This window comes from Cohnella sp. GCM10020058 (assembly GCF_042683485.1).
Classification (GTDB): domain Bacteria; phylum Bacillota; class Bacilli; order Paenibacillales; family Paenibacillaceae; genus Cohnella.
Map to the genome: position 1 here is coordinate 438,273 of NZ_JBHUJV010000004.1, position 24,418 is coordinate 462,690.

Below are 24,418 nucleotides of genomic sequence, written 5' to 3' on the forward strand. Positions count from 1 at the left end.
AAAGAGACCCCATAGAGGGAGGCGATGCCGGTGAGGCGATACGGTTGGTTGAGCAAGGCGGGGCTGGCGCTGCTGCTGGCGGTCGGGCTGGTTGTGCCGGCGCCCGGAGGCGCTGGTTCTGTGGGGGCGGCAGGGGCCGCTGCCAACGCGATTGTCGACGGCATCCCCGTCGTGTTCGCGGAGGCGGCGCCGGTCATCAAGGTAGGGCGTATGCTCGTGCCCGCCCGTGCGCTGCTCGAAGCGATGGGCGCGCGCATGGCGTGGGATCCCGACGCGCGGGTCGTGACGGCGACGATGCAGGCGGGGCAGGGGGCGACCGTGCTGAAGCTGAAGATCGGCTCGCCGTACGTGCAGCGGACGGTGACCGATCCGTCCGGCAAGACGACCGGCTACGTCGTTAAGCTGGACGTGGCCGCGCAATTGCTGTCGGACAGCACGATGATCCCGCTGCGCGCGAGCGCGGAGCTGACGGGACGCGCGCTGGAATGGCGGCAGGCGTCCAAGACCGCCGTCATCTCTCAGCCCGACGCGGCGGCGGGAGCGCCAGAGATGACGTTTAAGCAGTACGCGCTTAACGGCGAACTGTTCAAGCTGTCGAACGAGGAGATCGAAGCGTTTTTCCGGACCAACGACCTGCGCGCGCGGTACGGCAAGACCAAGCCGTTCGCGCTCAGCGTGCCTTTGTCCCTGGTCGCGCGCTTGAAGTCCGCGGACATGGGGGAGCAGGGTTACTTTAGCCACGAGTCGCCGACCTACGGGGACCCGTTCGAGATGATGCGGGACCAGGGCATCAAGTTCCGGTCGGCGGCGGAGAACATCGCGGCAGGACAGGAGACGCCTGCGTCGGTCGTGACGGCGTGGGAGAACAGCCCGGGCCATCTGAAAAACATGCTGGGCGACTACGAGCAAATCGGCATTGGCTACGCTTATTACTCGAGTTCCGATTATCGCAGCTATTGGACGCAGCAATTTATCAGTTCCTGACACCGTCTTTATAAAGTAGGTACAGCACCTCCAACTTTCGGGGCGGCTGTACCTTTTTTCTTTGCATGTAAGGCCTGCGACCTTTAATGAATCGTCTTAACCAAGCCGCCGTCGATGATATAATCCGCGCCAGTAATCATCGAAGCGCGGTCGGACGCAAGAAATACGACGAGCGCTGCGATCTCCTCCGGCTGCGCGAACCGGCCGAGTGAGATGCCGATCTCTTTTGCCATCCGGCTTTTTTCCTCCTGGTCGGCGGGGATGCGCGTCTCCCACATCGCCGTTTCCGTCGGGCCCGGCGCCACGGTGTTGACGCGTATGCCTTGGGGCGCGTAGGCGAGCGCCAGATTTTTCGACAGGTTCGTTGTCGCGGCTTTGGAGGCGCTGTAAGCGATGATGCGCGCGTTCGGCATGATCGCGTTCATCGAAGAGATATTGACGATGGCGCCTCCCGGCGACATATGCGGGAGGGCGGCGCGGGTCGCCCGCACGACGCTCATCAGATTGATCTCCAACATCTCCGTCCAATCTTCGTCGGATAGCTTCAGGAAGCCTTCCCCCGCGCGGGCGTCCGTGGCGCCGATGTTGTTGACGAGAATGTCCAGCTTGCCGTATCGCGAGACTGCGGCCTCGATCGCCGCTGCGGCTCCTTCGCTCGATGCCGCGTTCGCTTCGACAGGATGCACGTCATACGTCGCTGCGAGCGTCCGCAGCTCGTCCGTCGCGCTGCGGGCTGCCGCCACGACGCCGGCCCCCGCCTCGGCCAGCAGCTTCGCGGACGCCAGTCCGATCCCTCGGCTCGCGCCTGTCACGACGGCGGATTTGCCTTTTAACGAAATGTTCATCCTTTGCGTTCTCTCCTTCGTTTGCCGCTCATCCGGATGGCTCTTTCATTATGGACCGCGCGCCTGCGACTGCACAGTACGCCGTTTTTCCATACATAGTCCGCAAAACCGTACCGACGCGGAGATTGCTCGCGCTAGACGAACCACTACCGCTCTTCCCGGAGCTCTGTTAAAGTGGAAAAAAGGCCTGTTGAAGGGAAGAGTAACGAGGAGGACGCCGACGATGACCGACGACAAGCGGCGCGAAGTCGCCACGGACGGAATATCGGCGACGCTGCGCGCGATCGGGGGCAAGTGGAAGCCTTTGATCTTGTTTTTGCTGCTCGAGGAGGGCACGAAGCGATTCGGGGAGCTGCGCCGACGGCTGCCGGACGTCACGCAAGGCATGCTGACGAACCAGCTGCGGGAGCTCGAGCGCGACGGACTCGTCGACAGGCGGGTCTACGCGGAGATTCCGCCGAAGGTCGAATATGCGCTGTCCGATCACGGCAAGACGCTGGGCAAGGTGCTCGTTGCGATGTGCGGATGGGGATACGCGCATCTGGCGTTTAAGGAGAAGCGCTGACGATTCCTTTTTGGGAAAAGCCAAAAGTATGAATTGGGTGGTCATTCGCGGAGCATGCAGCGCGCCAGTCTCTTGCCGGTGTTTTTGAAAGCTTTGCGGCTTAAAAAACTGCGTTTGTACAGGTATTTTCTTCCGAAGCGCGATGCTTAGCGAAATACTTGCAAATGTGCAGGTAAATGCAAAGCGCAAGCCGGAAAGTAGGCCGGTGGAAGGGAAATACCTGCGTATTTGCAGCTATTTTGTGTAAAAGGGCCGACGTCGACGAAATTAGATGTATATTTGCAGGCATTGCTGCGAAAGAACGACGTCGGCGACGGCACGGTGGCTAATTGGGCATGGTTGTCGGATCAGCTATTGTCTAGACTGGATGCGGAGAAGTAAGGGGCTGTGCAAAAAGTGAACAAAGAAGGCCGGCCCCTTGAAGTGGGGGCCGGCCTTCTGCCATTCTATCGATTAAGACACAATCGTAATCGTCGGAGCCGAGATGGTCGGTTGTGTCGTCAGCGCCGAGTCGCCGCCGAAAGTACCTACTTCAAGCAGGACGGGCGTGCCTTCCAAGAAATCTGCCGCAGCCAGCGCGAGGCTGGCGGTAGTCAATGTGGACAAGCCTCCTTGCTGAAGAATTCCGTTAATGTAGACGTTGTAATAGCCGTTGTCAGCCGGTACGGGCAGCACGGTCACGGGGGCGTCGGCGTCGTCGAGAAAGCTGGCGGCTGGGATGGTCGTCACGCCGCCTACGATCATGGCAGCCGTTATTGCGGCATAGAAGCGGGCCACAGTCGGGCTGACGGTCGTCGTGATGACGCCGCCGGTAGAGACCGGCGCGCTGGCGACGGCGATGATGACAGGTTTAATTACGGGCATCGCAATTCACCTCCCCGGGCCGAGCGGACTGCTTAGGAGCCTCGGCTCTAATCTTAGTACATGCAGACGCACACCATTCCGGTACGGCAGATCGACCGCGTCATCAAGCTCAACTTGGACGGCAATGACGCAAAGTTAGCGGCACTCAAGGCCAACAGCCCAAGGCGAAACGTCCCATACGGCATACTATAGGCATACCGAAAAAGGTACGGCGATCATCTTGCGCAGGCGGAATGCGGTTTCTGGCCGCAATCGACGGGGGGAGGAGGGATTCCGATGGGGATGACAGGCAGCCGGTGCAAGCGCGGCACAGGAATGGTCGGACACGGATCTCGTGGAAGGCGGCGCCGTCGCTCCCGCGGCGCGAGCGGCGGCACGGCGGATAAGCCAAAGCTGCCTTGCCGCAAAAAAGAAAGATATCGCGCAAAATGTCTGCAGCGTGCGGGGCCAGGAAAGCAGGCACAGCCAATGCCGGGCGGAAGCATGCGGAGGTTGACGCGGAGGGAAGGCGACCTGCAAGGCGTTCAGGGTATTCCCGGGGCGGCGGGCGTGCCGGGGCCGATCGGAGGGCGCGGGCTGCAAGGAGATAGGGGGCTGCAAGGCCTTCAGGGCGTCCGGGGGGACGCCGGACCGGCAGGGCCAGCGGGTCCGCGAGGAGAGAACGGTCTTGCCGGCGCGACGGGCTCAGTCGGCGCGACCGGTGCGACGGGAGTCGCAGGCTCGGTCGGCGCAACTGGCGCAACTGGCGCAACCGGCGCTGCGGGCTCAGTCGGCGCAACCGGTGCAACGGGTGCGACGGGAGTAGCAGGCTCGGTCGGCGCCACTGGCGCAACCGGCGCTGCGGGCTCAGTCGGCGCTACCGGTGCAACGGGTGCGACAGGAGTCGCAGGCTCGGTCGGCGCGACCGGTACAACGGGTGCGACCGGACCGGAGGGCCCGCTTCCAGCCGGTATTGCCGTTCTTCCGAACAACGCGCTGTATCTTCATTTCCTCGAAGAAGATACGAGTAGTCCGGTCGCCATCGGCGCCGGCCAATTCATGGTCGACGGCGTGCCGGCGACGGCTTTTGAAGGACTCGGCCCGAACGCCTACTCGATGCTGTATCTGAACGGCGTGCCGCAAGAGCAGGACGTCTACACGCTGACACCGGCATCGGTGACGATCGATCCCGAGGGAGCGACGCTTTTTGCCGGCACGCCAATCATGGTACAGATCGTCAGCTTTTTCGTCGAAATTACGGCATAATCAGGCAGTCTCGATGCCGTCCCAGATCGAATCGTCCAGCTCCAGCAGCACAGGGCAATGGTCGCTGCCCATAATCTGGCAGTCAATCGATGCCTCCCGCACGAAAGGAGCGAGCCTCGCGGATACGAGGAAGTAGTCGATGCGCCATCCGACATTGCGTGCACGGACGCCGGGCATGTAAGACCACCAGGAGTAAGTGTCGGTCCGGTCGGGGTACAGGTGGCGGAACGTATCGATGAAGCCCGCGTCCAGCAGCTCGCTCATTTTCGCGCGCTCCTCGTCCGTAAAGCCCGCGTTGCCGCGGTTCGGCTTCGGATTTTTCAGATCGATCTCCTCGTGCGCGACGTTCAGGTCGCCGCAGACGATGACAGGCTTGACCGCATCGAGCTCCGTCAGATAACGGCGGAACCGGTCCTCCCATGCCAGGCGCAGCTCGAGGCGCGACAAGTCCCGGCGGGCGTTTGGCGTATATACGTTGACCAGGTAAAAGCCTTCGAATTCCAGCGTCAGAATTCGGCCTTCTTCCTCGGCATCCTCTTCGATTCCGTAACGTATCGACAACGGCTTGCGCTTCGTGAAAACGGCGGTTCCGGAATAGCCCTTCTGTTTCGCATAGTTCCAATATTGCCCGTACCGCTCACCATGGTCCAGATTTAGCTGTCCCTCCTGAAGCTTGGTCTCCTGCACGCAGAACAGGTCCGCGTCCAGCGCGTCGAAGTATTCGCCAAACCCTTTGTTCATCGCGGCTCTCAGTCCGTTCACGTTCCATGACGCCAGTTTCATCGCTTAGTCTCCTTCGTCGATCATGCTCTTTCTACAATTCTACCTGCTGCCGCCGATCTGTGTCGAATGGAAGAATCATGCGTGTGAGATTTGTCACATACAGGGTCCGCCGACTAGGTGTATATAAGAAAAAGTACCTAATTTTGCCGGTGTTTGTCGGTTCGGATCACACGGCTGTCGACGCCGCGGGAGGTTCGTCATGAAGTGCGATATCAGGCGAGACGGCAGTACGATCGAGATTGTGCTGTCCGGCAGGATCGGCATAGCCGAAGCGATCGAGCTCAGACACAGGCTATTTCCCGAGTTAACGGCGGGAATCACGGGCGTTGTGCTGCGAATGGGCGAGGTCACGGACCTGGACAGCTCGGGGCTTGGTCTGCTGCTAGCCGTGAGGAATCTATCCGTGGATATCGGAGCGGCGTTTGAGCTTAAAAACGCGGGCTCTAGGCTGGCGCCGAAGCTTGATGCAGTCGGGTTGGTTCCGCGTTAAACGACATTGGGACGGCGGCACCAGGGAGGCATTGACATGAGCGGATATCTGGCATCGGCGGGCGGCATGAAGCATGACGAGACCTTATGGCCCCTCTATGCCCGAATTTACCGCGATTCGCAGGAAGCGATCATGATCACGGACTGTCATGCCCGCATTATACAAGTGAATCCGTCCTTCTCCAGAATTACGGGCTACGACGAGAGCGAGGTTGTCGGACTCACGCCAAGCGTGCTCAAATCCGACTGTCAGTCGCCCGATTTTTACGCGCGCATGTGGGCGGCGATTCATCTTGACGGCAAGTGGAAGGGCGAGATCTGGAACCGGCGCAAAAACGGTGAGGTCTACCCGCAATGGCTGTCGATCTCCGCGGTTAAGGACGAGGCGGGGCAACTGCAAAATTATATGGCGATGTTTCTCGATCTGACCGAGTACAAGAGCGCGGCCTCCAAGCTCAGGCTGCATGCGCAGGTGTTCAGCCACGCGAGCGAGGGCATTATGATTACGGACACGTCGCTCAAAATTTTATCCGTCAACCAGGCGTTCACCGTCGTCACCGGCTATACGGAAGAGGAGGCGTGCGGACATACGCCCGCCTTGCTTCGGTCCGGCAGGCACGGACGCGACTTTTACGATCGCATGTGGGAGAATCTGCGCGACACAGGCAGGTGGCAGGGCGAGATCTGGAACCGGCGGAAAAGCGGGGAGCTCTATCCCGAATTCCTGACGATTACGACGCTGCGCGACGAGCAAGGCGAGGTCACGAACTACATCGGCATGTTCAAGGACATCACTGCGCGCAAGCAGGCCGAGGACAGGCTCAAGTATCTTGCACACTACGACATGCTGACGGGGCTGCCCAACCGCACGCTGCTGCAGGACATGCTTCAGGACGTCATGGAAGGCTGTCGGAGAAAGGGAGAGCGGCTCGGCGTGCTGTTCATCGACCTGGACCGGTTCAAGTCGGTGAACGATTCGCTGGGCCATGATGCGGGGGATAAAGTGCTGCGGCAAATGGGCGAGCGTCTGAAGCGGGCGGTCCGTGCGGAGGACGTCGTGTCGAGGCTGGGCGGCGACGAGTTTATCGTCGTGCTGCGGCACTTGAGAAGCCCCGATGAAGCGCTGGAGACTGCGCAGCGGGTGATAGAGCTCATGTCGCGTCCATTCGACGGGGCGGACAACGAGATTTATATGAATGCCAGCATCGGCATCAGCATGTACCCGGATCACGGCAAAGACCTGGAGTCGCTGATGCAGCACGCCGACCTGGCGATGTACGAGGCCAAGTCGCAGGGCACCGGTCCGCAGCTGTTCAACTCGGGAATCGGAGGAGCTTTCTCGCGCAAGCTTCGGCTGGAGCGGGAGCTCCGTTTCGCGGCCGAACGCGGAGAGCTGCAGCTCGTCTACCAGCCGCAGGTCGGCGTGGAGAGCGGGAGGCTGGAAGGTCTGGAGTCGCTGCTGCGTTGGCGGCATCCCGAGCTGGGGGCGATCTCGCCGGCCGAGTTCATCCCGATCGCCGAGGAGACCGGCCTGATCCGGGAGATCGGCAACTGGGTGCTCGGCGAAGTCTGCAAGCAGCTTGGCGCATGGAGCCGAAAGGCGCGGACCGTTCCCGCGATCGCGGTAAACCTGTCAGGAAGGCAGTTCATGGCGCCCGATCTGGCAGAGACGGTGCGCGGCATCGTGCGGGACGCCGGCTGCGATCCGCGTCAGATCGTGCTTGAGATCACGGAGAGCTTCGGCATCGTCGACATGGAGTCGGTGATCGGCGTGCTGCGCGAGCTCAAGGCGATGGGCTTTCGCGTGGCGATCGACGACTTCGGCAAAGGTTACTCTGCGCTCGGTTATCTGAAGCAGCTGCCGATCGATATCCTGAAGATCGACAAGAGCTTCTTGAGCGAGCTGACTTCGGATCCGAAAAGCGACGCGCTCACGCGGGCGATTATCCAGATGGCGCAGGGGATGGAGCTCCGCGTCATTGCGGAGGGCGTCGAGAAGCATACGCAGATGGCACGTCTGCGAGAGCTGGGATGCGATATTGCGCAGGGCTACTTTATCGATGCGCCGATGCCGGCGGACGAGCTCGAAGCCTGTTACCTGGCGCCGGTGGGGTGAGCGGGCGGGCTGCAGGGTGCATGCTGGCTGCAAGAAATGATAGAGACGAGGTAAGCGACGCTGCAGCGTCGGCGCTCGGCAGCGCGCTGAGCTTCGCGAACCCGTAATGCGTTCGACCGGCAAAAGCCGTTCCAGGCCCATCGCGAGACGGGCGCATGGGACGGCTCTTTTCGTTTTTGCCGCTCCTTTCACGAACCGATTGTATGTCGCGTCCGGATATGTTACGTTCATGCCAAGAGGAAATGTCCAATGCCTTCACGTTGAAAAGGAGGGACTCCCGCCATGGAATGGAACTATTACAACACCTTCATCGCGGTGTCGGACGACTGTCCCGTCGAGCACGGGGCTGTGCCGCCGGACAAGGCGGCAGGCAAGACGAAGCCGGGCATCGAGTACGACATGATCGCCGGCGAGCCGTACGCGTACACGCAGGAAGAGATTCTGTACGAGACCTACGTCCGTCACAAGCAGCTCTCGCCCGATGAGCGGGATGCGAGGGATGCGGAGATGCGGGCGGGTTTCTACGGCAAGCCGAAGGCATGCATGCGGGCTTCGATGCTGCCGAAGAAGTACGGCTGGGGTCTGCATTTTAACGCAGAAGGCAAGGTTGCGCTCGTACCCAAGGAATCGGAGGAATACGGCCGGTTCGTGGACGGAGAGGTCGAGGGCGTGAAGGTGCTCAAGGCCATGCGAAATAAGAAGGCCTGACGGTCCGCTGCGATCGGGCCGCAGCATTCGTCAGTGGCAGGGGCGTAGGGCGCAAGTCAAGCCGTTGATGAACTGGTAAGAAAAAGGGCGAGGAAGAAGCTCTTTCCTTCCTGGCTCGGGCTGCAGCGGTATGTGGACAGGCAGACGCGCTTTTGGCGTGCTGGCGCTTTTCTGATGTTCGGTCGGCGGGTCCGAATAACTGCATTTGTACATGTATTTTCCGCCGATCTGCGACACTTGATTAAATACCTGCAAATGTGCAGGTAAATTCAAAGCAAGAGTTGGAAAACTGGTTGGTGGAGGGAAATACATGCACATATGCATCTTTTTCCCTTAAAACGACGGAGATCGGCGAAATAAGATGTATATTTGCAGGCTTTACGGCGAAGGATCGACGCGGACAACGATAGGTCGCTCCATCGCAACGGCTGTCGGATGAGCCATTGCGGGGCGTTACGGATATCCGGAAGACGAAAAAGAGCCATCGGGGCGATCTTCCCTGATGGCTTATTTGAATCGTAAGCGGACTTGTCGGTCGCACCTCATTTAGCCCGCATCTCACTCAGTCGCATCTCCCGCATCCGCTTCCACGGTGCCGGCGACCGGCGCCTCGACGTTGGTTCCGCTCTCTTGGCTCTGGTTCTGGCGCTCGGGATTTCTCGGCTTAGGCGGCTTGGGGGGCTTCGCCGTCTCCGCCTCGAAATAGGCCTTCAGCTCCGCAGCCTTGCGCGGATCGGCGAGATCGACCTTGCCTGCGAGCATCTGCTCCGCCACCAGCTCCCAGCTCAGCGTGAGCCTTTGCGATTGCGCAAGCCTGATCGCGTTCTTGACTGTGCGCCGTTCCTTCGCGTTGCTGAACGTATCCTTGTACTGTCTCGCGTCGCGCTCCGGATCGAGCACGGCGAATGTCTTGCGGAAGATCTCCGCCGTCATCCGCGCGTCGTCCAGCGCCCTGTGGGCCGAGCCCCCGGACGGAATGCCGAGTTCTTCGAGCGCCGCTTCGACGCTGACATCGTTGGTCAACCCGCGGCCGCGCAAGTATACTTTGAGCAAATCATAATAAACGGCGGACATCCAGTAGGCATCGTCGAGCTTGTGCATGCGCGTATCGAGTACGATTCGCTTGAAGTCTTCGCCGCCCCACGTGACGAATCGGCACGACTCGCTGCGTCCGAGCCACGCCAGAAACGCCCGGATGACCGGTACGAAGCCGCTCGCGCTGTCGATATCCTCCTGGGGAATGCCGGTCTTTTTCTTAATGAAGCTGTTCAGCTTGGCAAAGTACACGGGTTTGATGAGCGCCGAAAACTCGTCTACCGTCTCCAGCGCATCGTTCAGCCTTACCGCGCCGATCTCGATGACTTCCATAGGCAGCTCGCTCGCGAATTTGCGTCCGTTGAATTCGATATCCAATATGATGTAGTCCAAGTTAGCGCCCTCCGAATTGTACAGATAACCTTATTTTATCAAAAATTCGCAGTCAAAGCCCTTCTATCCTTCGTTATGCGAGAGGAGAAGTTTTAGCAAGTGACCATTGACAAGAATTGTAACTCTATGTTATTTATTAATAAATAAATAAACAAGTTTGGAGTTGCGGCGAATGACACCCAGGGACGATGCAAACTCAGCGACGCGCAAGGAACAAATTCTCGACGCGGCTGCCGAACTATTCGCTTTCCAAGGATTTTACAAGACGACGACGGCGCTCGTGGCCAAGGCCGTGGGCGTGACGCAGCCCTACGTGTTCCACTTCTTCAAGACGAAGGAGGAGCTGTTCCTCGCCGTGCTGGACCGCGGTTACCGGCGTCTGGTGCATGCCTTCTCCGTCGTGGAGAGCCCTCCCGAGGAGTTGGTCCATCGGATGGGCGGCGCATTCGAGGAGCTGCTGGTCACGCATCGCAACGAGATTTTGCTGGTTATGCAAGCCTATGCGATTCCGGAGCCGGCGATTCGCGAAGAAGTGAAGTCGAAGTTCGCCGAGATCCATGAGATGGTCGGCCGCCGGTTTGCGCAGGCGGGCATTCCGAATGCCGCCGGGGAGGCGGGTACGTTCATCGGTATGGGGCTCCTCATCGCGCTGTCTCAAATACTGGAGCTGCCTAGACTTCTCCCGTGGTCAGAGAAGGAATAGAGAGCAAGGCGCTGCCTTTTCGGATGGTGATGGCTCGCTTCAAGCGCCTACCTGTTCGTTGCTGCCGTCAAGCCTTTGCGCTTGGCGGTTGTTTAAGGGAGTTAATTTATTTATCGATAAATAAGGAGTGATATTCATGTCGACTTTGCAAAGAAACCGGATGCTGGTCATCATTTGCCTTGCCCTGTTCATGGTCATGCTGGATACGCTGGTGCTCGGCGTAGCGCTGCCTTCGATTCAAAATTCGTTTAACGCGGACCTCGCGGATCTGGAATGGTTCACTAACGGCTATACGCTGACCTTCGCGGTGCTGTTAATTCCTCTCGGCATGCTGGGAGAACGTTTCGGCCGCAAAAAAGTGTTCCTGCTCGGCATCGCCGTATTTACGCTCGGTTCGCTGGCCTCGGCGCTGAGTACACATGCGATCGGCCTCACATTAGCCAGGGCTATCCAGGGCATCGGCGGCGCGGCGATCGCGCCGATCAGTCTCACGCTGGTCAGCGCGGCGTTTCCGCCCAAGTTCAGAGCGGCCGCGATCGGCATCGTATCCGGCGTATCGGGTCTGGGTCTCGCGATGGGACCGCTCGTAGGCGGCTTGATCGTCAACGGGTCTCCCTGGCAGACGATCTTCTGGATCAACGTTCCGATCGGCGTGCTAACCGTGGCATTCGGCTGGCTGTGGCTGCGCGAGTCCAAGGGTGTGGAAAAACGTCTCGATCTGATCGGCCTGCTGCTGATCGCCGTTTCGCTGCTGGGCATCGTGTTCGGTCTCGTGCGCGGCAATGAAGCGGGATGGGGGGCATTCGAAGTATGGGGCCCGCTGGCGGGAGGCTTGGCGCTGCTGCCTGTCTTTATCGCCTGGGAATGGCGCCATCCTTATCCGCTGCTGTCGCTCGGACTGTTCAAGAGCCGCGACTATTCCGCGCTCATCGCCGCGGGATTCTGGTTGAACGCGGGCATTTTCGGCGCCATCTTCCTGCTCACGCTGTTCCTTCAGCAAGGGCAAGGCTACTCCGCACTCGGCGCGGGCATTCGCGAGATGGCCTGGACCGGCGCCACGATGGTCGCCGCTCCGCTGGCAGGGCTTTTCATCGGGCGTCTCGGCACCCGCCGTGTACTGCTGACCGGGCTGCTGCTTCAGGTAGTCGCGCTATGCCTGTTCGCGATCCTCATCGCCGTGAACGGGGCGGTCTTCTCCTTCGCTTACCTGGCGCCCGCCATGGTTCTGGCCGGTCTCGGGATGGGGCTTAGCCTCACGCCGCTGTCCGAGGGCGTACTGTCCGCCGTGCACGAATCTTCCTCCGGCGAAGCGAGCGGCGTCTCCAACGCCACACGGGAGCTCGGCGGCGTGTTCGGCATCGCCATCGGCAGCTTGATCTTCCGTCAGGGCGGACAGATCGCGTCGCCGGACCAGTTTGGGAGCCATTTGATCCCCGTATTGTACGTGTATGCCGGGATGCTCGGCGCCGCGTTCATTACGACGCTGCTGTTCTACAAGCGGTCGCGGAAGACGGCGAGCGAAGCCGGCAAAACCTTGCCGGCAGGCGCGGCCGCGGAGTAGGCGCGGATCGGATCGGGTGTTTGGGAATGGAGACATATTGAGATAACGATCGATACCCCGTCGGGTGGCGGCGAATCGTGTACAGTTAAGCGTGCGTTCGGCGTGCCGGCGCTTATCCGATGTTTTGCTGGTTAAAAGCCTGCATTTGTACATGAAATTTTTGCCGACCCGCGACATTTGAAGAAATACCTGCAAATGTGCAGGTAAATTCAAAACACAAGCCGAAAATCGGACCGATGGAGGAAAATAACTGCACCTGCGCATCTTTTCTTCTCAAAAGAATAGACATCGGCAAAATTAGATGTATATTTGCAGGCATTGCGGCGAAAGAACGAAACTATCAACGACACGGAGGCCTATATCGGAACGGCTGTCCGATGAGCCATCGACAGGCGTTACGCGCAACTCCGGTTTCGGATATCCGCTAAACTTAACAGGACCGTCAGGGCAATCCCTGGCGGTTTTCTTGTCCCGAAAAAACGCGCTAGAACAGGCGTCGCCGGCTGTCGGCTCATAAAATCATCAAATGCTGTCAACAGTATGATTGACAAATTCGCGGTATCCTTTTGTTGATGCCTATAAGTGCGCGCTGTACGATAAACGCATATCGACCGCTGCGGAATCCCGCGAAAAGAAAGCGGTTAATTCTAAGGAGGAACCGAAATGGAGCAAGTACAGCGTTCTGCTTCTAGCGGTGGAATACGAGTAGGCGTCCAGAAATTCGGACGATTCCTGAGCGGCATGGTCATGCCGAACATCGGAGCGTTCATTGCCTGGGGCATCATTACCGCATTATTCATACCGACCGGTTGGGCGCCGAATTCGGAGCTCGCCAAGCTCGTCGACCCGATCATCAAATATCTGCTGCCGGTTCTGATCGGTTACACCGGCGGCACCATGGTGCACAAGACGCGGGGCGGCGTCATCGGCGCGCTCATGACGATGGGCATCATCGTCGGCACAGACATCCCGATGTTCCTCGGCGCGATGATCTGCGGCCCGCTCGCCGCATGGGTGCTCAAGCAGTTCGACAAATCCGTCGAGGGCAAGATCAAAGCGGGCTTCGAGATGCTGGTCAATAACTTCTCACTGGGCATCATCGGCGCGGCGCTGACGCTGCTCGCGTATTCGGGCATCGGCCCGGTCATCGAGCAACTGACGAGCTGGCTGTCGGACGGCGTAGAGTTCCTGGTCAATCACAACCTGATCCCGCTGGCGAACGTCCTCATTGAACCGGCGAAGATCCTGTTCCTGAACAACGCGATCAATCACGGCGTGCTAAGCCCTATCGCGCTCGACGAAGCATCGCGTACGGGCAAGTCGATTCTGTTCATGCTCGAATCGAATCCGGGCCCGGGCATCGGCGTCCTGCTCGCCTACATGTTCGTCGGACGGGGCTCGGCCCGCCAGTCGGCATCGGGCGCCGCGATCATCCACTTCTTCGGCGGCATCCATGAGATCTACTTCCCTTACATCCTGATGAATCCGCGCCTGATTCTGGCCGTCATCGCCGGCGGCGTGACCGGCACCTTCACCTTCTCGCTCTTCGGCGCGGGACTGGTCGCTCCGCCATCTCCAGGCAGCATCTTCGCCTATATCGCGATGGCGCCGAAGGGCGGCTTGCTGCCGGTGCTGAGCGGCGTGCTCACCGCGGGCATCGTATCCTTCGCAGTCTCGGCGCTGCTGCTGAAGACGTCGAAGAAGAACGCGCAGGACGAGGATATCGAGGAAGCGCAAAATCGTATGAAAGCGATGAAAGCAGCGGGCACGACGGCTGCGGCGGCAGGCGCTGCGAGCGCAGCGATTGTAGGCGCATCTCGGTCTTCGATGCCGGACACCGCGTTCGTCGACGCAAGTCTTCAAGCGGCTGCCTCGGCGGTAAAGGATAAAGAAGACGTGCGCAAGATCGTTTTCTCCTGCGACGCCGGCATGGGCTCAAGCGCCATGGGTGCCTCGATTTTGCGGAAAAAGATGAAGGCGGCGGGATCGGACATTACAGTCATTAATACGGCGATCAGCGACATTCCGGACGACGCGGATATCGTCATTACGCATAAGACGCTCACCGACCGCGCCAGACAAAAAGCGCCGAACGCCGAGCATATCTCGATCGACAACTTCCTCAAGAGCCCGGCGTACGACGTACTGGTGAACAGGCTCGCCTGAGCCGAAGCGCTCTCCCGGAACGGAGCGTCCTGACGGCCGCATCCGCTCCGCATATCGAATTGGCTGACGCTGGCGAGCATATCGCCGGCGTTCAGCCCATTTTGGATAGACAGGAATGATCCGTCCATGAGCGTATCCAATCGAACCCGGCTCATCCTCGAGCTGCTGCTGCGCAGCGGGCGGGAGATGACGGCCGCCGAGCTTGCCGCAGGGCTCCAGGTTAGCTCGCGTACCGTGCATCGTGAACTTGCCGCGGTCGAGGAGCTGCTGGCAGGGCAGGCTGTATCGCTGGTGAAAAAATCCGGCTCGGGTATCGCCCTGCAGGGCGACCCGGCTGCGCTTGAGCGTCTCGGCGGCATCGTATCCGTGTCGGAGGAGGCCGAGTTCTCGCCGGACGAGCGCCAGATTTACCTGCTGTGCCTGCTGCTTCGGGAGCGGGAGCCCGTCAAACAATTCGCGCTGGCGCACGAGCTCAAGGTGACGGTACAGACGATCGGCAGCGATCTGGAGGAGCTGGCCGAGTGGGTGGAACGCTTCGGCGTGCGGCTTATCCGCCGCAGAGGCTACGGCGTCGAGGTCGCGGGCGGCGAGGCGGAGCTGCGGGAGGCGATCAGGCAGCTCATCCGGCTACGCCTCGATGACGCGGAACTGATCGCGAGCCGGGGCGAGCCGCCGTCGCATCCGCTTGATCGCATGCTGTTCCGGCTGGCCGGACGTGCCGACATGGCCGATGTCGAGAGCGCGCTGTGGAGCCTGGAGCGGAGATGGGCGGGCAGCCTCAACGAGCAGATTTACACCGACCTGCTCATTCGCATCTCGATCTCGCTGCATCGCGTCCGGCAAGGGAGAACGATGGCGGATGCGCCCGTTCCGTACCACCCGCCGCCGCATGACAGCCAGGTGTCCGAGCGGGCTGCGGCGGAAGCCGCGCAGCTGTCGGAGCAGCTCGCGGTGAGGCCGGGCGTGGAGATCGGCCCGGCCGAGACGGCTTACGCCGCCGAGCTGCTCCAGGATGCGCACGGCAAAGACCTCGCGCTCCTGCCCGGCGACGATCTGGCGCTGGCGGACACGGTCCGCCGGTTGATCCGGTCGGTGCAAGCGTCGACGGGCATCGATTACGAGGAAGACCGGTCGCTTCGGGACGGCTTGTTCGAGCACCTGAAGCAGGCGGTGCAGCGCTTAGGCGAGGGTCAGCGCATCCGCAATCCGCTGCTGGAGCAGATCCGCCGGGAATACGGCATGATGTTCGCGGCCGTCAGGGAAGCTGCTTGCGCGGCGCTCCCCCAACTGGAGGTGCCGGACGAGGAAGTCGGCTTCCTGGTCATGCACTTCGGCGCCTCTCACGAACGGCTCAGGCAGCTCCAGCGCAACGTGCGCGCGATCCTCGTGTGCACGAGCGGCATCGGCTCATCCAAGCTGCTGCAGATGCGCATCCGCAAGGAGCTGCCGCAGATCGAGATCGCGGATCGGGTGTCCTGGTACGAGGCGGCCCGCCTGGACGAGGACACATACGACCTGATCATCTCCACGATCGATCTCCCGATCGATCCGAGGCATTACATGAAGGTAAGCCCGCTGCTCACGCAAGGGGAAGCCGACCGGCTGCGGGCGTTCGTACGCGAGGCGCCGTGGGAGCCCAAGCAAGCCGCCGTCCGGAAGGGAGAGGCGGGCTTAACGGTCTCTGCGGCAGACGCCTTCGCCCGGCTGGAACGCCTGAAGACGACGCTCGACGAAATCGTGTCGCTCGTCGGCGGGTTCCGGGTGATCGAGCTGGGCGAGGAGGCAAGCGATCTGTACGCGGCGCTGGACGAAGCCTGCCGTCAGGAGGAAGCGCTGGGCCTGCTGAACGGCGCGGCAGCAGTACGCGACAGGCTGCTGGGGCGGGAGGAACAGGGCAGCCAGATGATCCCCGGCACGGGTCTTGCGCTCTTTCATACGCGGGCGCCCGAGATCAAGACTTCCACCCTCAAGCTGTACCGGCTTCGTCAGGCGGTTCGTTTGCCGGAGCAAGACGGTTCGCCCGTCCGGTTGGCGCGGTTCCTCCTCATGCTGGCGCCCCGCGCGCTGGCGCGGGAGCGTCTGGAGGTGCTGAGCGAGATCAGTGCGATGCTGCTCGACGAGGAGACGGTCGCGCTGCTCGAGGCCGGCGACGAGACGACGATTCGCGAGCGAATGACGACCCATCTGAGAAGTTTTTTTCTTACTAAAACCGAAAGCGAGTGACCGATATGAGCATTCTTTCCGCAAACAAAGTGAAACTGAACGCATCCGTCAGCGACAAATACGAGGCGATCCGTCTGGCCGGCCAACTGCTGGTTGAGGCGGGCCACGTAGAACCGGCTTACGTCGACAGCATGATCGAACGCGAAAACTCGCTGTCCACCTACATGGGAGGCGGCCTTGCGATCCCGCACGGAACGAGCGAATCAAAGGGCACGATCAAGTCTACGGGCCTGTCGATCGTCCAGTTACCGGCAGGCGTCGATTTCGGCGACGGCGAAAAGGCGCATCTGGTTATCGGCATCGCGGCGGTCGGCGATGATCATCTGGACATTTTGACGAATGTCGCGATGATCTGCTCGGACGACGAGAACATGGAGCGGATTCTCGCGGCCAAGACGCCCGCCGAGATGATTGAGATCTTCGAGAGCGGTGCGGAGGAATGAAAGCTCTGCATTTCGGAGCGGGCAACATCGGGCGGGGCTTCATCGGACTTCTGCTCTCTCGCGCGGGCTATGAGGTGATTTTCTCCGATGTGAACAAAACGTTGGTCGACGCGCTTCGCGAGCGGGGCGAATATACGGTGACATTGGCAGACGACGAACAGGCGCAGCTGCGGGTGACAGGCGTGACGGCGATTGACGGCACCGACCTTGCGGACGTCGCCTCTGCCGTGGCCGAGGCCGATCTGATCACGACCGCAGTCGGCGTGAACATTTTGAAGCATATCGCCCCGGGCATCGCGCGCGGCATCGAGCGCCGCATCGCCGCAGGCGCGGGTCCGCTCCACCTGATCGCCTGCGAGAACGCGATCGGCGGCAGCGCCCAGCTTAAAGAGCATGTGTACGGGCATCTGGACGAGAAGACGCGCGCCAAGGCCGACGCTTCGTGCGCCTTCCCGAATGCGGCGGTGGACCGGATCGTACCGATCCAACACAACGAGGATCCGCTTGCGGTGACGGTAGAGCCGTTTTACGAATGGGCGGTCGACGAGTCGGTCATGTTTCCGGGTTTCCACCGTGTCGAAGGCGTGCATTACGTAAACGACCTGACGCCGTATATTGAGCGCAAGCTGTTCACCGTCAACACCGGTCACGCCTCGGCCGCCTATCTGGGCAACCTGAAGGGCTACGAGACGATCCAGCAGGCGATGGCCGACGAGACGCTGGTGGGGGAAGTTCGCACGGTGCTGGACGAAACGGGCGCCGTCGTCGTCCGCAAGCATGGTTTCGATCCCGCGGCGCATCGGCATTATATCGATACGATTCTCGGCCGCTTCCGCAATCCGCATCTGACTGACGAGATCGCGCGCGTCGGCCGGTCGCCGATCCGCAAGCTGTCTCCGAACGACCGTCTTGTCAGCCCTGCGCTGCAGGCGCTGGAACAGGGCGGCGAGCCCGCGGCGCTCGCCAAGGTCATGGCCGCGGCACTGCGCTTCGACTTCCCGGAAGACCCGGAGTCGGCAGAGCTGCAACGATCGCTGAAGGACGCAGGCGTAGGCGCTACGCTGGCGAAATATACGTCCCTGCCGCTGGAGCATCCGCTGCTCCAGCTGGCGATGAAGCAGTTCGAAACGTTGGCTGCCAGGATTCAGAGCTGACGAAAAGGAGAGATGCACCATGTCCCAACAATTAACCGGCATCGCCGCTTCTCCCGGCATCGCCATTGCCAAGGCGTTTCGATACACGCATACCGCGGCCGAGACGCCGGAGCGCGCCGAAGTCGCCGAAGCGTCCGCAGAGGCGGAGCGCTTCCGCGCGGCCGTCGCCCGCGCGAAGACGGAGATCGATGCGATCCGCGAAACGACGGAGCGCAGGCTCGGCGCCGCGAAGGCGGAGATTTTCGAAGCGCACCTGATGCTGCTCGACGACCCCGACCTCGTGGACGCCGTCCTTGAGCAGATCGAAAATGAATCGTTGAACGCCGAATATGCGCTTCACGAAGTAACGGGCATGATCGTCGAGATGCTCCGCGGCATGGACAACGAGATGCTGCGCGAGCGGGCGACGGACGTGCTGGACGTCTCCGGCCGCGTTATGAGTCATCTTCAGGGCAGGCCGTACGCTGCGCTGTCCGGTATCACGGAGGAGACGATCATCGTGGCGCAGGATCTGACGCCGTCCGATACCGCGCAGCTCGACCTGGACTACGTGCGCGGCTTCGTCACCGAGATCGGCAGCCGCACGTCGCATTCTGCGATCATGGCGCGCTCGCTGGAGCTGCCCGCAATCGTCGGGGCCGGCAAGGCTGCGGCGGACGTTCCGGAAGGGACGACGATCATCCTCGACGCGACGGAGGGGCGGATCGTCGTCGATCCGAGCGACGAGGAGCTTGCGGACTATCGGGCGAGAAAGGAGGCCTACGACGCACGGGTGGCCGAGTTGAAGCGGCTGGCGTCCGAGCCTTCCGTATCGGCTGACGGTGCCCATGTCGAGCTGGCGGCCAACATCGGAGGCGTCGAGGACGTCGCGAAGGCGCTGGAGAACGGCGCCGACGGCGTCGGGCTGTTCCGCACCGAGTTCCTGTACATGGGCCGCAATTCGCTTCCGACCGAAGAGGAACAGTACGAGACCTATCGCCACGTACTGGCCAAAATGGACGGCAAGCGCGTCATCATCCGCACGCTCGACATCGGCGGCGATAAGGAGCTGCCCTATCTGTCGCTTCCCAAGGAGAGCAACCCGTTCCTCGGCCTGCGAGCGGTCCGGTTCTGCCTGAGCCGCGAGGATGTGTTCCGCACGCAGCTGCGCGCGCTGCTCCGAGCGAGTACGGCGGGCAAGCTGAATATTATGTTCCCGATGATCGCCGTTGCCGGCGAGCTGCGGCAGGCCAAGGCGATTCTGGCCGAGGAGCGTGCGAAGCTGGAGAGCGAAGGTGTTCCGATAGCCGCTGACATCGAGGTCGGCATTATGATCGAGATTCCGGCTGCCGCTTTGAACGCGGATTACCTGGCCAAAGAAGTCGACTTTTTCAGCATCGGGACGAACGATCTGATCCAATACACGATGGCGGCGGATCGCATGAACGATGCCGTCTCGTATTTGTACCAGCCGTATCATCCGTCTATTCTTCGCCTCGTCCGCATGGTCATCCGGGCCGCGGAGCGCGAGGGCAAGTGGGCGGGCATGTGCGGCGAAATGGCGGGCGATCTCACGGCGATCCCGCTGCTGCTCGGCCTCGGCCTCGGCGAATTCAGCATGAGCGCGTCGTCCGTGCTGCCGGCCCGCGAGCTGATCGGGCGGCTGTCCAAGGAGGTATGGGCGGGGCTCGCCGATGAGGCGCTGCAGCTCGGCACCCAAGAGGAAGTCAAACAATTCGTAGAACAAAGGAGTCATGCCTAATGCTGTCCGAAACGTTTACCGTCATCCATCCGGCCGGATTCCATGCCCGTCCGACCAAGATTTTCGTTCACGCCGCGACGCAATTCAACTGCAAGGTGAACCTGATTAAGGGGTCCAAGAAAGTCAACGGCAAGAGCTCGCTCGGCCTGCTCTCGCTGGGCTTGGCCAAGGGCGACGAGGTCACGCTTGAGGTCGACGGCGAGCGCGAGGACGAAGCGCTTCGCGAGCTCGGCCCGCTGCTGTCGAAGATTTACGAGGAATAAGAGAACCTTCCGCGGGGCCGCTGCTATGAGCGAAGCGAATGAACCGTCAGGGAACGATTTTCCCTGACGGTTTTTTAGTAAGTTAGAAAGTGTGGATTTGGCGGGGCGAAAAAACTGCATTTGTACATGAATTTTCTACCGATTCGCGACCCTTGATGAAATACATGCAAATGTGCAGGTAAATTCAAAGAACAAGTCCGAAGACAGACTGATTGTGGGAATTAGCTGCGGTTTTGCATCTATCCTGCGTAAATGGTCGAAATCGACGGGAATAGATTTAAATTTGGTTACTACGTAGGAACACCTAGGCGCCCCATCCGTATGACTGGCCGGATTTTTTCCTACTTAGGAATACCGAGGCGTTTCATGCGCAAGGCAAGTCTGCGTGTTCCTGTTTAGGAACACTCAGGCGTTTTATAAACAAGCCAGCCGAAGTTGTACCTAAGTGGGAACTATATTTGCATGTAAAAAAGAGCTGTTCCATTCGGTCGCATTTTGCGCCGAAAGGAGCAGCTCTTCTCCTAAGCTTCCATGATAATGTTCGAATAGTTGTTGTAATCGAAGTTGTTGTCCGTCGCGCCGACGAACGCGAAGATAATGAGCAGCAGGATAATGACGAAGTACAGCACCGTGCCTACGATCGAGCAAATGAGTCCGGCGATCGCCATGCCGGAGCCCTGCTCGCCGCGAACGCGGATTTCCTTGAGCGAGATCGCGGATACGATAATGCCGACGACGCCCAGGAAGAAGCCGATGAACGGGAGGACGATCGACCCGATGCCGAGAATGAGCGCGGCGACCGACTTGCTATTCGAACGTGCCGGCGGCGACTGAGGCGGGCGTGCATAATCGTAGCCCGGCGGGCGGTAATTAGAAGGCTGCGCCGGACCGCCGCCGTATGGATGTTGGCCATGATTCGGATGCTGCGAATAAGCGGAGCCCTGAGGCGGAGGCGGATAATATCCGCCTTGGTGCTGTGCCTGCTGGTAGCCCGCATGCTGGGCAGGCTGTTGACCGTCGCGCGGCGGGTACCCGCCGGACTGGTACCCGCCGGACGGGTGCTCCGGGCGCCAACCCTGCGCAGGCCGCGCCGGTTCATCGGACGATCGATAGCCGCCGCCTGGCGCATGCCGATCGGGCGACCACGCCTGCTCATTTGCCGCACGGTAACCTCCGTCTGCGCCTTGCCGCTCGTGTGCACGCGCCGGGTCATCGGCCGAGCGGTATCCGCCGCCCGTCCCCTGCCCCTCATGCGCACGCGCAGGCTCGCTCGCCGTGCGCTCTCCCGCGACCTCGCCGCCGCGATCGGTCGCCTGGCCCGAAGAGGTGTCCCGCTCCGTGCCCGCATCGGGGCCCGAAGCGGAGTCCGTCGGTCCGTCCCCGCTCCAATTGTTGTTCGATTCGTCGGATGTCATCGTTCAGTCTCCCTTTGCGGAAAGGCTTCGATTATTAGTATTGATAGTTGTTCAGTCCAGGCTGGACTGGCGGTTCCACATAATTGGCTTGATTCAAATCCTCATAGAAGTGTGCGAGGCCGGTGTAGAAATACGGCGTAACCCATAGCAGGCCGATGCCGAACGGGATTGAACCGAGAATGGCCCATCCGAGATAGCTCAGGCAGAAGACGAAGTAGCGTCCCTTGTTGCCCGCCATCATGGCTTTGCTGCGATTGATGGCCTCAAGGCCGCCGATGCCCGGATTGTCGCGCAGGATGAAGAAGGCTTGAGAATAGCGAATGGCGGCGATGATGCCCGGTACGATAAACAGCAGCGTCCAGAGGAACGTAAAGATGCCGACGAGCAGGTTCAGAATAAAGGCTTCGGAGAATCGATTGAAGCCGCTAAACAGACCGCCGATACTTGGGGTGCGCTCGCGAACGAGGTCCTGGAAGTACCCGTATACGCCTAACAACAGCGGTCCGGTCAAAACAAGAGAAGCCACCCATCCGATCAGCGGGATTCGCTCGAGAATGCCGATTACCGTCAAGATGACGAAGTACACCAGTACGAGCAGCACCGGCTCCGTCCATTTGCCTTGCAATGTCGTTCTTGCCCGTGACCGAAGCTCCGAACTTGTCGTCATTTGCTCAATTCCACCTTTGCGTCGTGAGTTGTGGTACAGAAGCCTGTCCCCAATCCATACTGATTTTACAAGCCATGTCACATTTCGACAACCACTTTTTGGATTGGGGGGTCCCAAGCCCCCTATATCCTATGCCTCGCCTCACCGTCGGTATGCTTCAAGATCGAGCCGAAGCCCCGCTTGCATCGAATCGGAAAGACTTGAACGGCGTGGACAGCGCAAACAGTGGATTTACTCCATATTACCGTTTAAAGGCATAAAAAAAACCGCCGAAGGCGGATTTTAGGCAAATTTTAAGTGAGGGGGATCAGTGTTGGCTGATCGAAAAAGAAATATGTTTCCTCGACATCTATAATATTAGAATAGCACGCCGGAAAAGAATAGTCTAGTCTTTTTTTCTGAATTTGTTATCATTTGGAATGCTCTTCCCGGGAGAGCCATTCTAACGCGGAAAAGAGGGTCCAAATGACTGTGCTATGGGTGCTGGCCAGAAGCGCGTACGAGAGCCGTTTGCAGTACACGGCATCGCACGCTGTGCGCACGGTTGCCAGCGTTATTTTCGGCATGATCTATATCTCGATCTGGCAGGGGATCGGCGAGCAGTACGCGCTGAAGGGCTACGGCAGAGAGGGGATGGTCGCTTACATCGCGTTCAATCAAGTGATCCTGTGGCTGACGTTCACCTCGCACGGGCTTGGACTGGAGGATCGGGTCCGGACGGGCCAGATCGCGCTCGACCTGATCCGCCCTGTGCACCTGTTCGTATTTTCAGCCGGACGGGAAGCGGGCTCAATCATCTACAATGTGTTGTTCACCGCGCTGCCCCTTTATGTTCTCTATGCGCTGTTCGTCGGACTGCCGGTTCCGTCGGACCCCGTCCTCTGGCTCCGCACGCTTGCGGCGCTCGTCATGGCGGCTTATACAGGCATCTGCATCTCGTACTGCATCGGAGTGACGGCGCTCTGGACGGTGGAGAGCCGCTGGTTCAGCCTGCTGAATTATTCGCTGAGCTTCGTGCTGTCCGGCTTCCTCATGCCCATCTCGTGGATGCCCGGCTGGCTGCAGACGATCTCGAGACTGTCGCCGTATCCAGTGTTCAACGATATTCCGACCCGTACCTATCTAGGCAATGCCGCCCCTGCGGCGCTGCTCGCCCCGGTCTTCTGGTGTCTGCTGCTCTCGCTGGCCTGCATCGCGGCGACATCCGCCGTAAGGCGCAAAGTGGAGGTGCAGGGCGGATGAACTGGATGCGTATCTCATGGATGCTCTATAAAATCAACGTCCGCGCGAGAATGCAGTACCGGGTCAGCTTCCTGCTGACGACGCTGCTCGCATCGGTCGTCACCGTCGCCGAGTTTCTCGGGCTGGCGGTCGTGCTGCACGCGTTCGGCGCCATCCGGGGCTGGAACGTATGGGAGATCGGTTACCTGTACGGCGTGCTCATGACGGCCAAATATTTGTACCGGGGCTTCGGCTCCGCCGTTAACAATTTTGAGCCGTATCTCGTAAACGGCCAACTGGACCAGCTGCTGCTGCGACCGATGCCGCTTCTGCTGTCGGTGCTGACATCGCGGACTCGGATGGTCGGCGGCGAGCTGCTGCAGAGCTTGACCGTGCTCGGCGTATGCCTCGGCAAGCTGCTCGGCGACGGCCGGATCGGCTGGACGGCCATCCCGGCAACGCTGCTGATCGTCTGCACGGGGACCGTCATCATGTTCGCCGTCGGCCTTGCGACTGCAGCGGTCGGATTTTGGACGACGCGAACCGAGGACCTGTCGGTCTTGACGGACAATGCGTCCACGACCGCTTGTCAGCTGCCGCTCAGCCTTTTTCCGGACTGGCTTCGCACGCTGCTGTTGACCGTCATTCCATTCGGCTTCATCAATTACGTGCCCGCCATGTTCATCGTCCGATCCGAATGGGGATGGTGGACGATTCCGGCGACGGCAGCCGTGGCGGCGATGGCTCTCGGAGCGGCGCTCGTCCTGTGGCGCATCGGGGTGAGGAAGTATCAAAGCACGGGTACCTGAATCTTTTACACGCCGCTCTGTTTTG

Annotated in this window: 22 protein-coding genes; 16 read left to right on the forward strand and 6 right to left on the reverse strand. The window is 60.3% G+C overall.

Annotation, left to right across the window (positions count from 1 at the left end):
• The first annotated feature begins 30 nt into the window (after positions 1-30).
• Entirely contained in the window at positions 31-984 is a 954-nt protein-coding gene (locus ACFSR7_RS08305) for a stalk domain-containing protein (RefSeq protein ID WP_378160443.1), read from the forward strand.
• Positions 985-1,067: 83 nt separating this feature from the next.
• On the opposite strand, the gene ACFSR7_RS08310 is transcribed toward ACFSR7_RS08305, so the two are convergent.
• On the reverse strand, positions 1,068-1,829 hold the full coding sequence (locus tag ACFSR7_RS08310) for an SDR family NAD(P)-dependent oxidoreductase (RefSeq protein ID WP_378160445.1): 762 nt from the start codon (positions 1,827-1,829) through the stop codon (positions 1,068-1,070).
• Positions 1,830-2,052: 223 nt separating this feature from the next.
• Between ACFSR7_RS08310 and ACFSR7_RS08315 the strand changes: the two genes are divergently transcribed.
• On the forward strand, positions 2,053-2,394 hold the full coding sequence (locus ACFSR7_RS08315; RefSeq protein WP_378160446.1) for a winged helix-turn-helix transcriptional regulator: 342 nt from the start codon (positions 2,053-2,055) through the stop codon (positions 2,392-2,394).
• A gap of 453 nt (positions 2,395-2,847) precedes the next feature.
• On the opposite strand, the gene ACFSR7_RS08320 is transcribed toward ACFSR7_RS08315, so the two are convergent.
• On the reverse strand, positions 2,848-3,258 hold the full coding sequence (locus ACFSR7_RS08320) for a DUF4183 domain-containing protein (protein ID WP_378160448.1): 411 nt from the start codon (positions 3,256-3,258) through the stop codon (positions 2,848-2,850).
• 468 nt (positions 3,259-3,726) lie between these two features.
• Here ACFSR7_RS08320 and ACFSR7_RS08325 point away from each other — a divergent pair, with 468 nt between their 5' ends.
• Positions 3,727-4,503, forward strand: a complete 777-nt coding sequence (locus tag ACFSR7_RS08325) for a DUF4183 domain-containing protein (protein WP_378160450.1) — start codon at positions 3,727-3,729, stop codon at positions 4,501-4,503.
• On the opposite strand, the gene ACFSR7_RS08330 is transcribed toward ACFSR7_RS08325, so the two are convergent.
• Positions 4,504-5,286: an exodeoxyribonuclease III gene (locus tag ACFSR7_RS08330; protein ID WP_378160452.1), complete on the reverse strand. Its 783-nt coding sequence runs from the start codon at positions 5,284-5,286 to the stop codon at positions 4,504-4,506.
• A 199-nt stretch (positions 5,287-5,485) separates the two neighbouring features.
• On the opposite strand from ACFSR7_RS08330, the gene ACFSR7_RS08335 reads away from it, so the two are divergent.
• From ACFSR7_RS08335 to ACFSR7_RS08345, 3 genes are all read left to right on the forward strand, one after another.
• Entirely contained in the window at positions 5,486-5,776 is a 291-nt protein-coding gene (locus tag ACFSR7_RS08335; protein WP_378160454.1) for an STAS domain-containing protein, read from the forward strand.
• Between the two features lie 36 nt (positions 5,777-5,812).
• Positions 5,813-7,891 (forward strand): EAL domain-containing protein, encoded by a 2,079-nt coding sequence (locus ACFSR7_RS08340; RefSeq protein ID WP_378160456.1) that lies wholly within the window; start codon positions 5,813-5,815, stop codon positions 7,889-7,891.
• Between the two features lie 282 nt (positions 7,892-8,173).
• Positions 8,174-8,599 (forward strand): DUF6157 family protein, encoded by a 426-nt coding sequence (locus tag ACFSR7_RS08345; protein ID WP_378160458.1) that lies wholly within the window; start codon positions 8,174-8,176, stop codon positions 8,597-8,599.
• A gap of 558 nt (positions 8,600-9,157) precedes the next feature.
• Here ACFSR7_RS08345 and ACFSR7_RS08350 read toward each other — a convergent pair.
• Complete coding sequence (locus ACFSR7_RS08350) at positions 9,158-10,027, reverse strand: 3'-5' exonuclease (RefSeq protein ID WP_378160460.1); 870 nt, start codon at positions 10,025-10,027, stop codon at positions 9,158-9,160.
• Positions 10,028-10,199: 172 nt separating this feature from the next.
• On the opposite strand from ACFSR7_RS08350, the gene ACFSR7_RS08355 reads away from it, so the two are divergent.
• The 8 genes from ACFSR7_RS08355 (at position 10,200) to ACFSR7_RS08390 (ending at position 20,281) form a co-directional block, all read left to right on the forward strand.
• Positions 10,200-10,730 carry a TetR/AcrR family transcriptional regulator gene (locus ACFSR7_RS08355; RefSeq protein WP_378160462.1) on the forward strand — a complete coding sequence of 177 codons (531 nt, stop codon included), beginning with the start codon at positions 10,200-10,202 and terminating at the stop codon, positions 10,728-10,730.
• 136 nt (positions 10,731-10,866) lie between these two features.
• Complete coding sequence (locus ACFSR7_RS08360) at positions 10,867-12,291, forward strand: MFS transporter (RefSeq protein ID WP_378160464.1); 1,425 nt, start codon at positions 10,867-10,869, stop codon at positions 12,289-12,291.
• Positions 12,292-12,954: 663 nt separating this feature from the next.
• Positions 12,955-14,457, forward strand: coding sequence for a PTS mannitol transporter subunit IIBC (locus ACFSR7_RS08365; protein ID WP_378160466.1), 1,503 nt, complete (start codon positions 12,955-12,957; stop codon positions 14,455-14,457).
• A 126-nt stretch (positions 14,458-14,583) separates the two neighbouring features.
• Positions 14,584-16,680 (forward strand): BglG family transcription antiterminator, encoded by a 2,097-nt coding sequence (locus ACFSR7_RS08370; protein WP_378160468.1) that lies wholly within the window; start codon positions 14,584-14,586, stop codon positions 16,678-16,680.
• Between the two features lie 5 nt (positions 16,681-16,685).
• Complete coding sequence (locus tag ACFSR7_RS08375; RefSeq protein WP_378160470.1) at positions 16,686-17,123, forward strand: PTS mannitol transporter subunit IIA; 438 nt, start codon at positions 16,686-16,688, stop codon at positions 17,121-17,123.
• Positions 17,120-18,277 (forward strand): mannitol-1-phosphate 5-dehydrogenase, encoded by a 1,158-nt coding sequence (locus ACFSR7_RS08380; RefSeq protein ID WP_378160472.1) that lies wholly within the window; start codon positions 17,120-17,122, stop codon positions 18,275-18,277. The genes ACFSR7_RS08375 and ACFSR7_RS08380 overlap by 4 nt, the downstream gene beginning before the upstream one ends.
• A 19-nt stretch (positions 18,278-18,296) precedes the next feature.
• Complete coding sequence (ptsP, locus tag ACFSR7_RS08385; protein ID WP_378160474.1) at positions 18,297-20,018, forward strand: phosphoenolpyruvate--protein phosphotransferase; 1,722 nt, start codon at positions 18,297-18,299, stop codon at positions 20,016-20,018.
• Positions 20,018-20,281: an HPr family phosphocarrier protein gene (locus ACFSR7_RS08390; RefSeq protein ID WP_378160475.1), complete on the forward strand. Its 264-nt coding sequence runs from the start codon at positions 20,018-20,020 to the stop codon at positions 20,279-20,281. The genes ptsP and ACFSR7_RS08390 overlap by 1 nt, the downstream gene beginning before the upstream one ends.
• A 521-nt stretch (positions 20,282-20,802) precedes the next feature.
• Here the strand turns inward: ACFSR7_RS08390 and ACFSR7_RS08395 are convergent.
• On the reverse strand, positions 20,803-21,696 hold the full coding sequence (locus ACFSR7_RS08395; protein ID WP_378160476.1) for a DUF4190 domain-containing protein: 894 nt from the start codon (positions 21,694-21,696) through the stop codon (positions 20,803-20,805).
• A gap of 34 nt (positions 21,697-21,730) precedes the next feature.
• Positions 21,731-22,363 (reverse strand): DUF975 family protein, encoded by a 633-nt coding sequence (locus ACFSR7_RS08400; RefSeq protein ID WP_378160478.1) that lies wholly within the window; start codon positions 22,361-22,363, stop codon positions 21,731-21,733.
• Between the two features lie 465 nt (positions 22,364-22,828).
• On the opposite strand from ACFSR7_RS08400, the gene ACFSR7_RS08405 reads away from it, so the two are divergent.
• Positions 22,829-23,605, forward strand: a complete 777-nt coding sequence (locus ACFSR7_RS08405; RefSeq protein WP_378160480.1) for an ABC transporter permease — start codon at positions 22,829-22,831, stop codon at positions 23,603-23,605.
• Positions 23,602-24,393 (forward strand): ABC transporter permease, encoded by a 792-nt coding sequence (locus ACFSR7_RS08410; RefSeq protein ID WP_378160482.1) that lies wholly within the window; start codon positions 23,602-23,604, stop codon positions 24,391-24,393. The genes ACFSR7_RS08405 and ACFSR7_RS08410 overlap by 4 nt, the downstream gene beginning before the upstream one ends.
• The last annotated feature ends 25 nt before the right edge of the window (positions 24,394-24,418 follow it).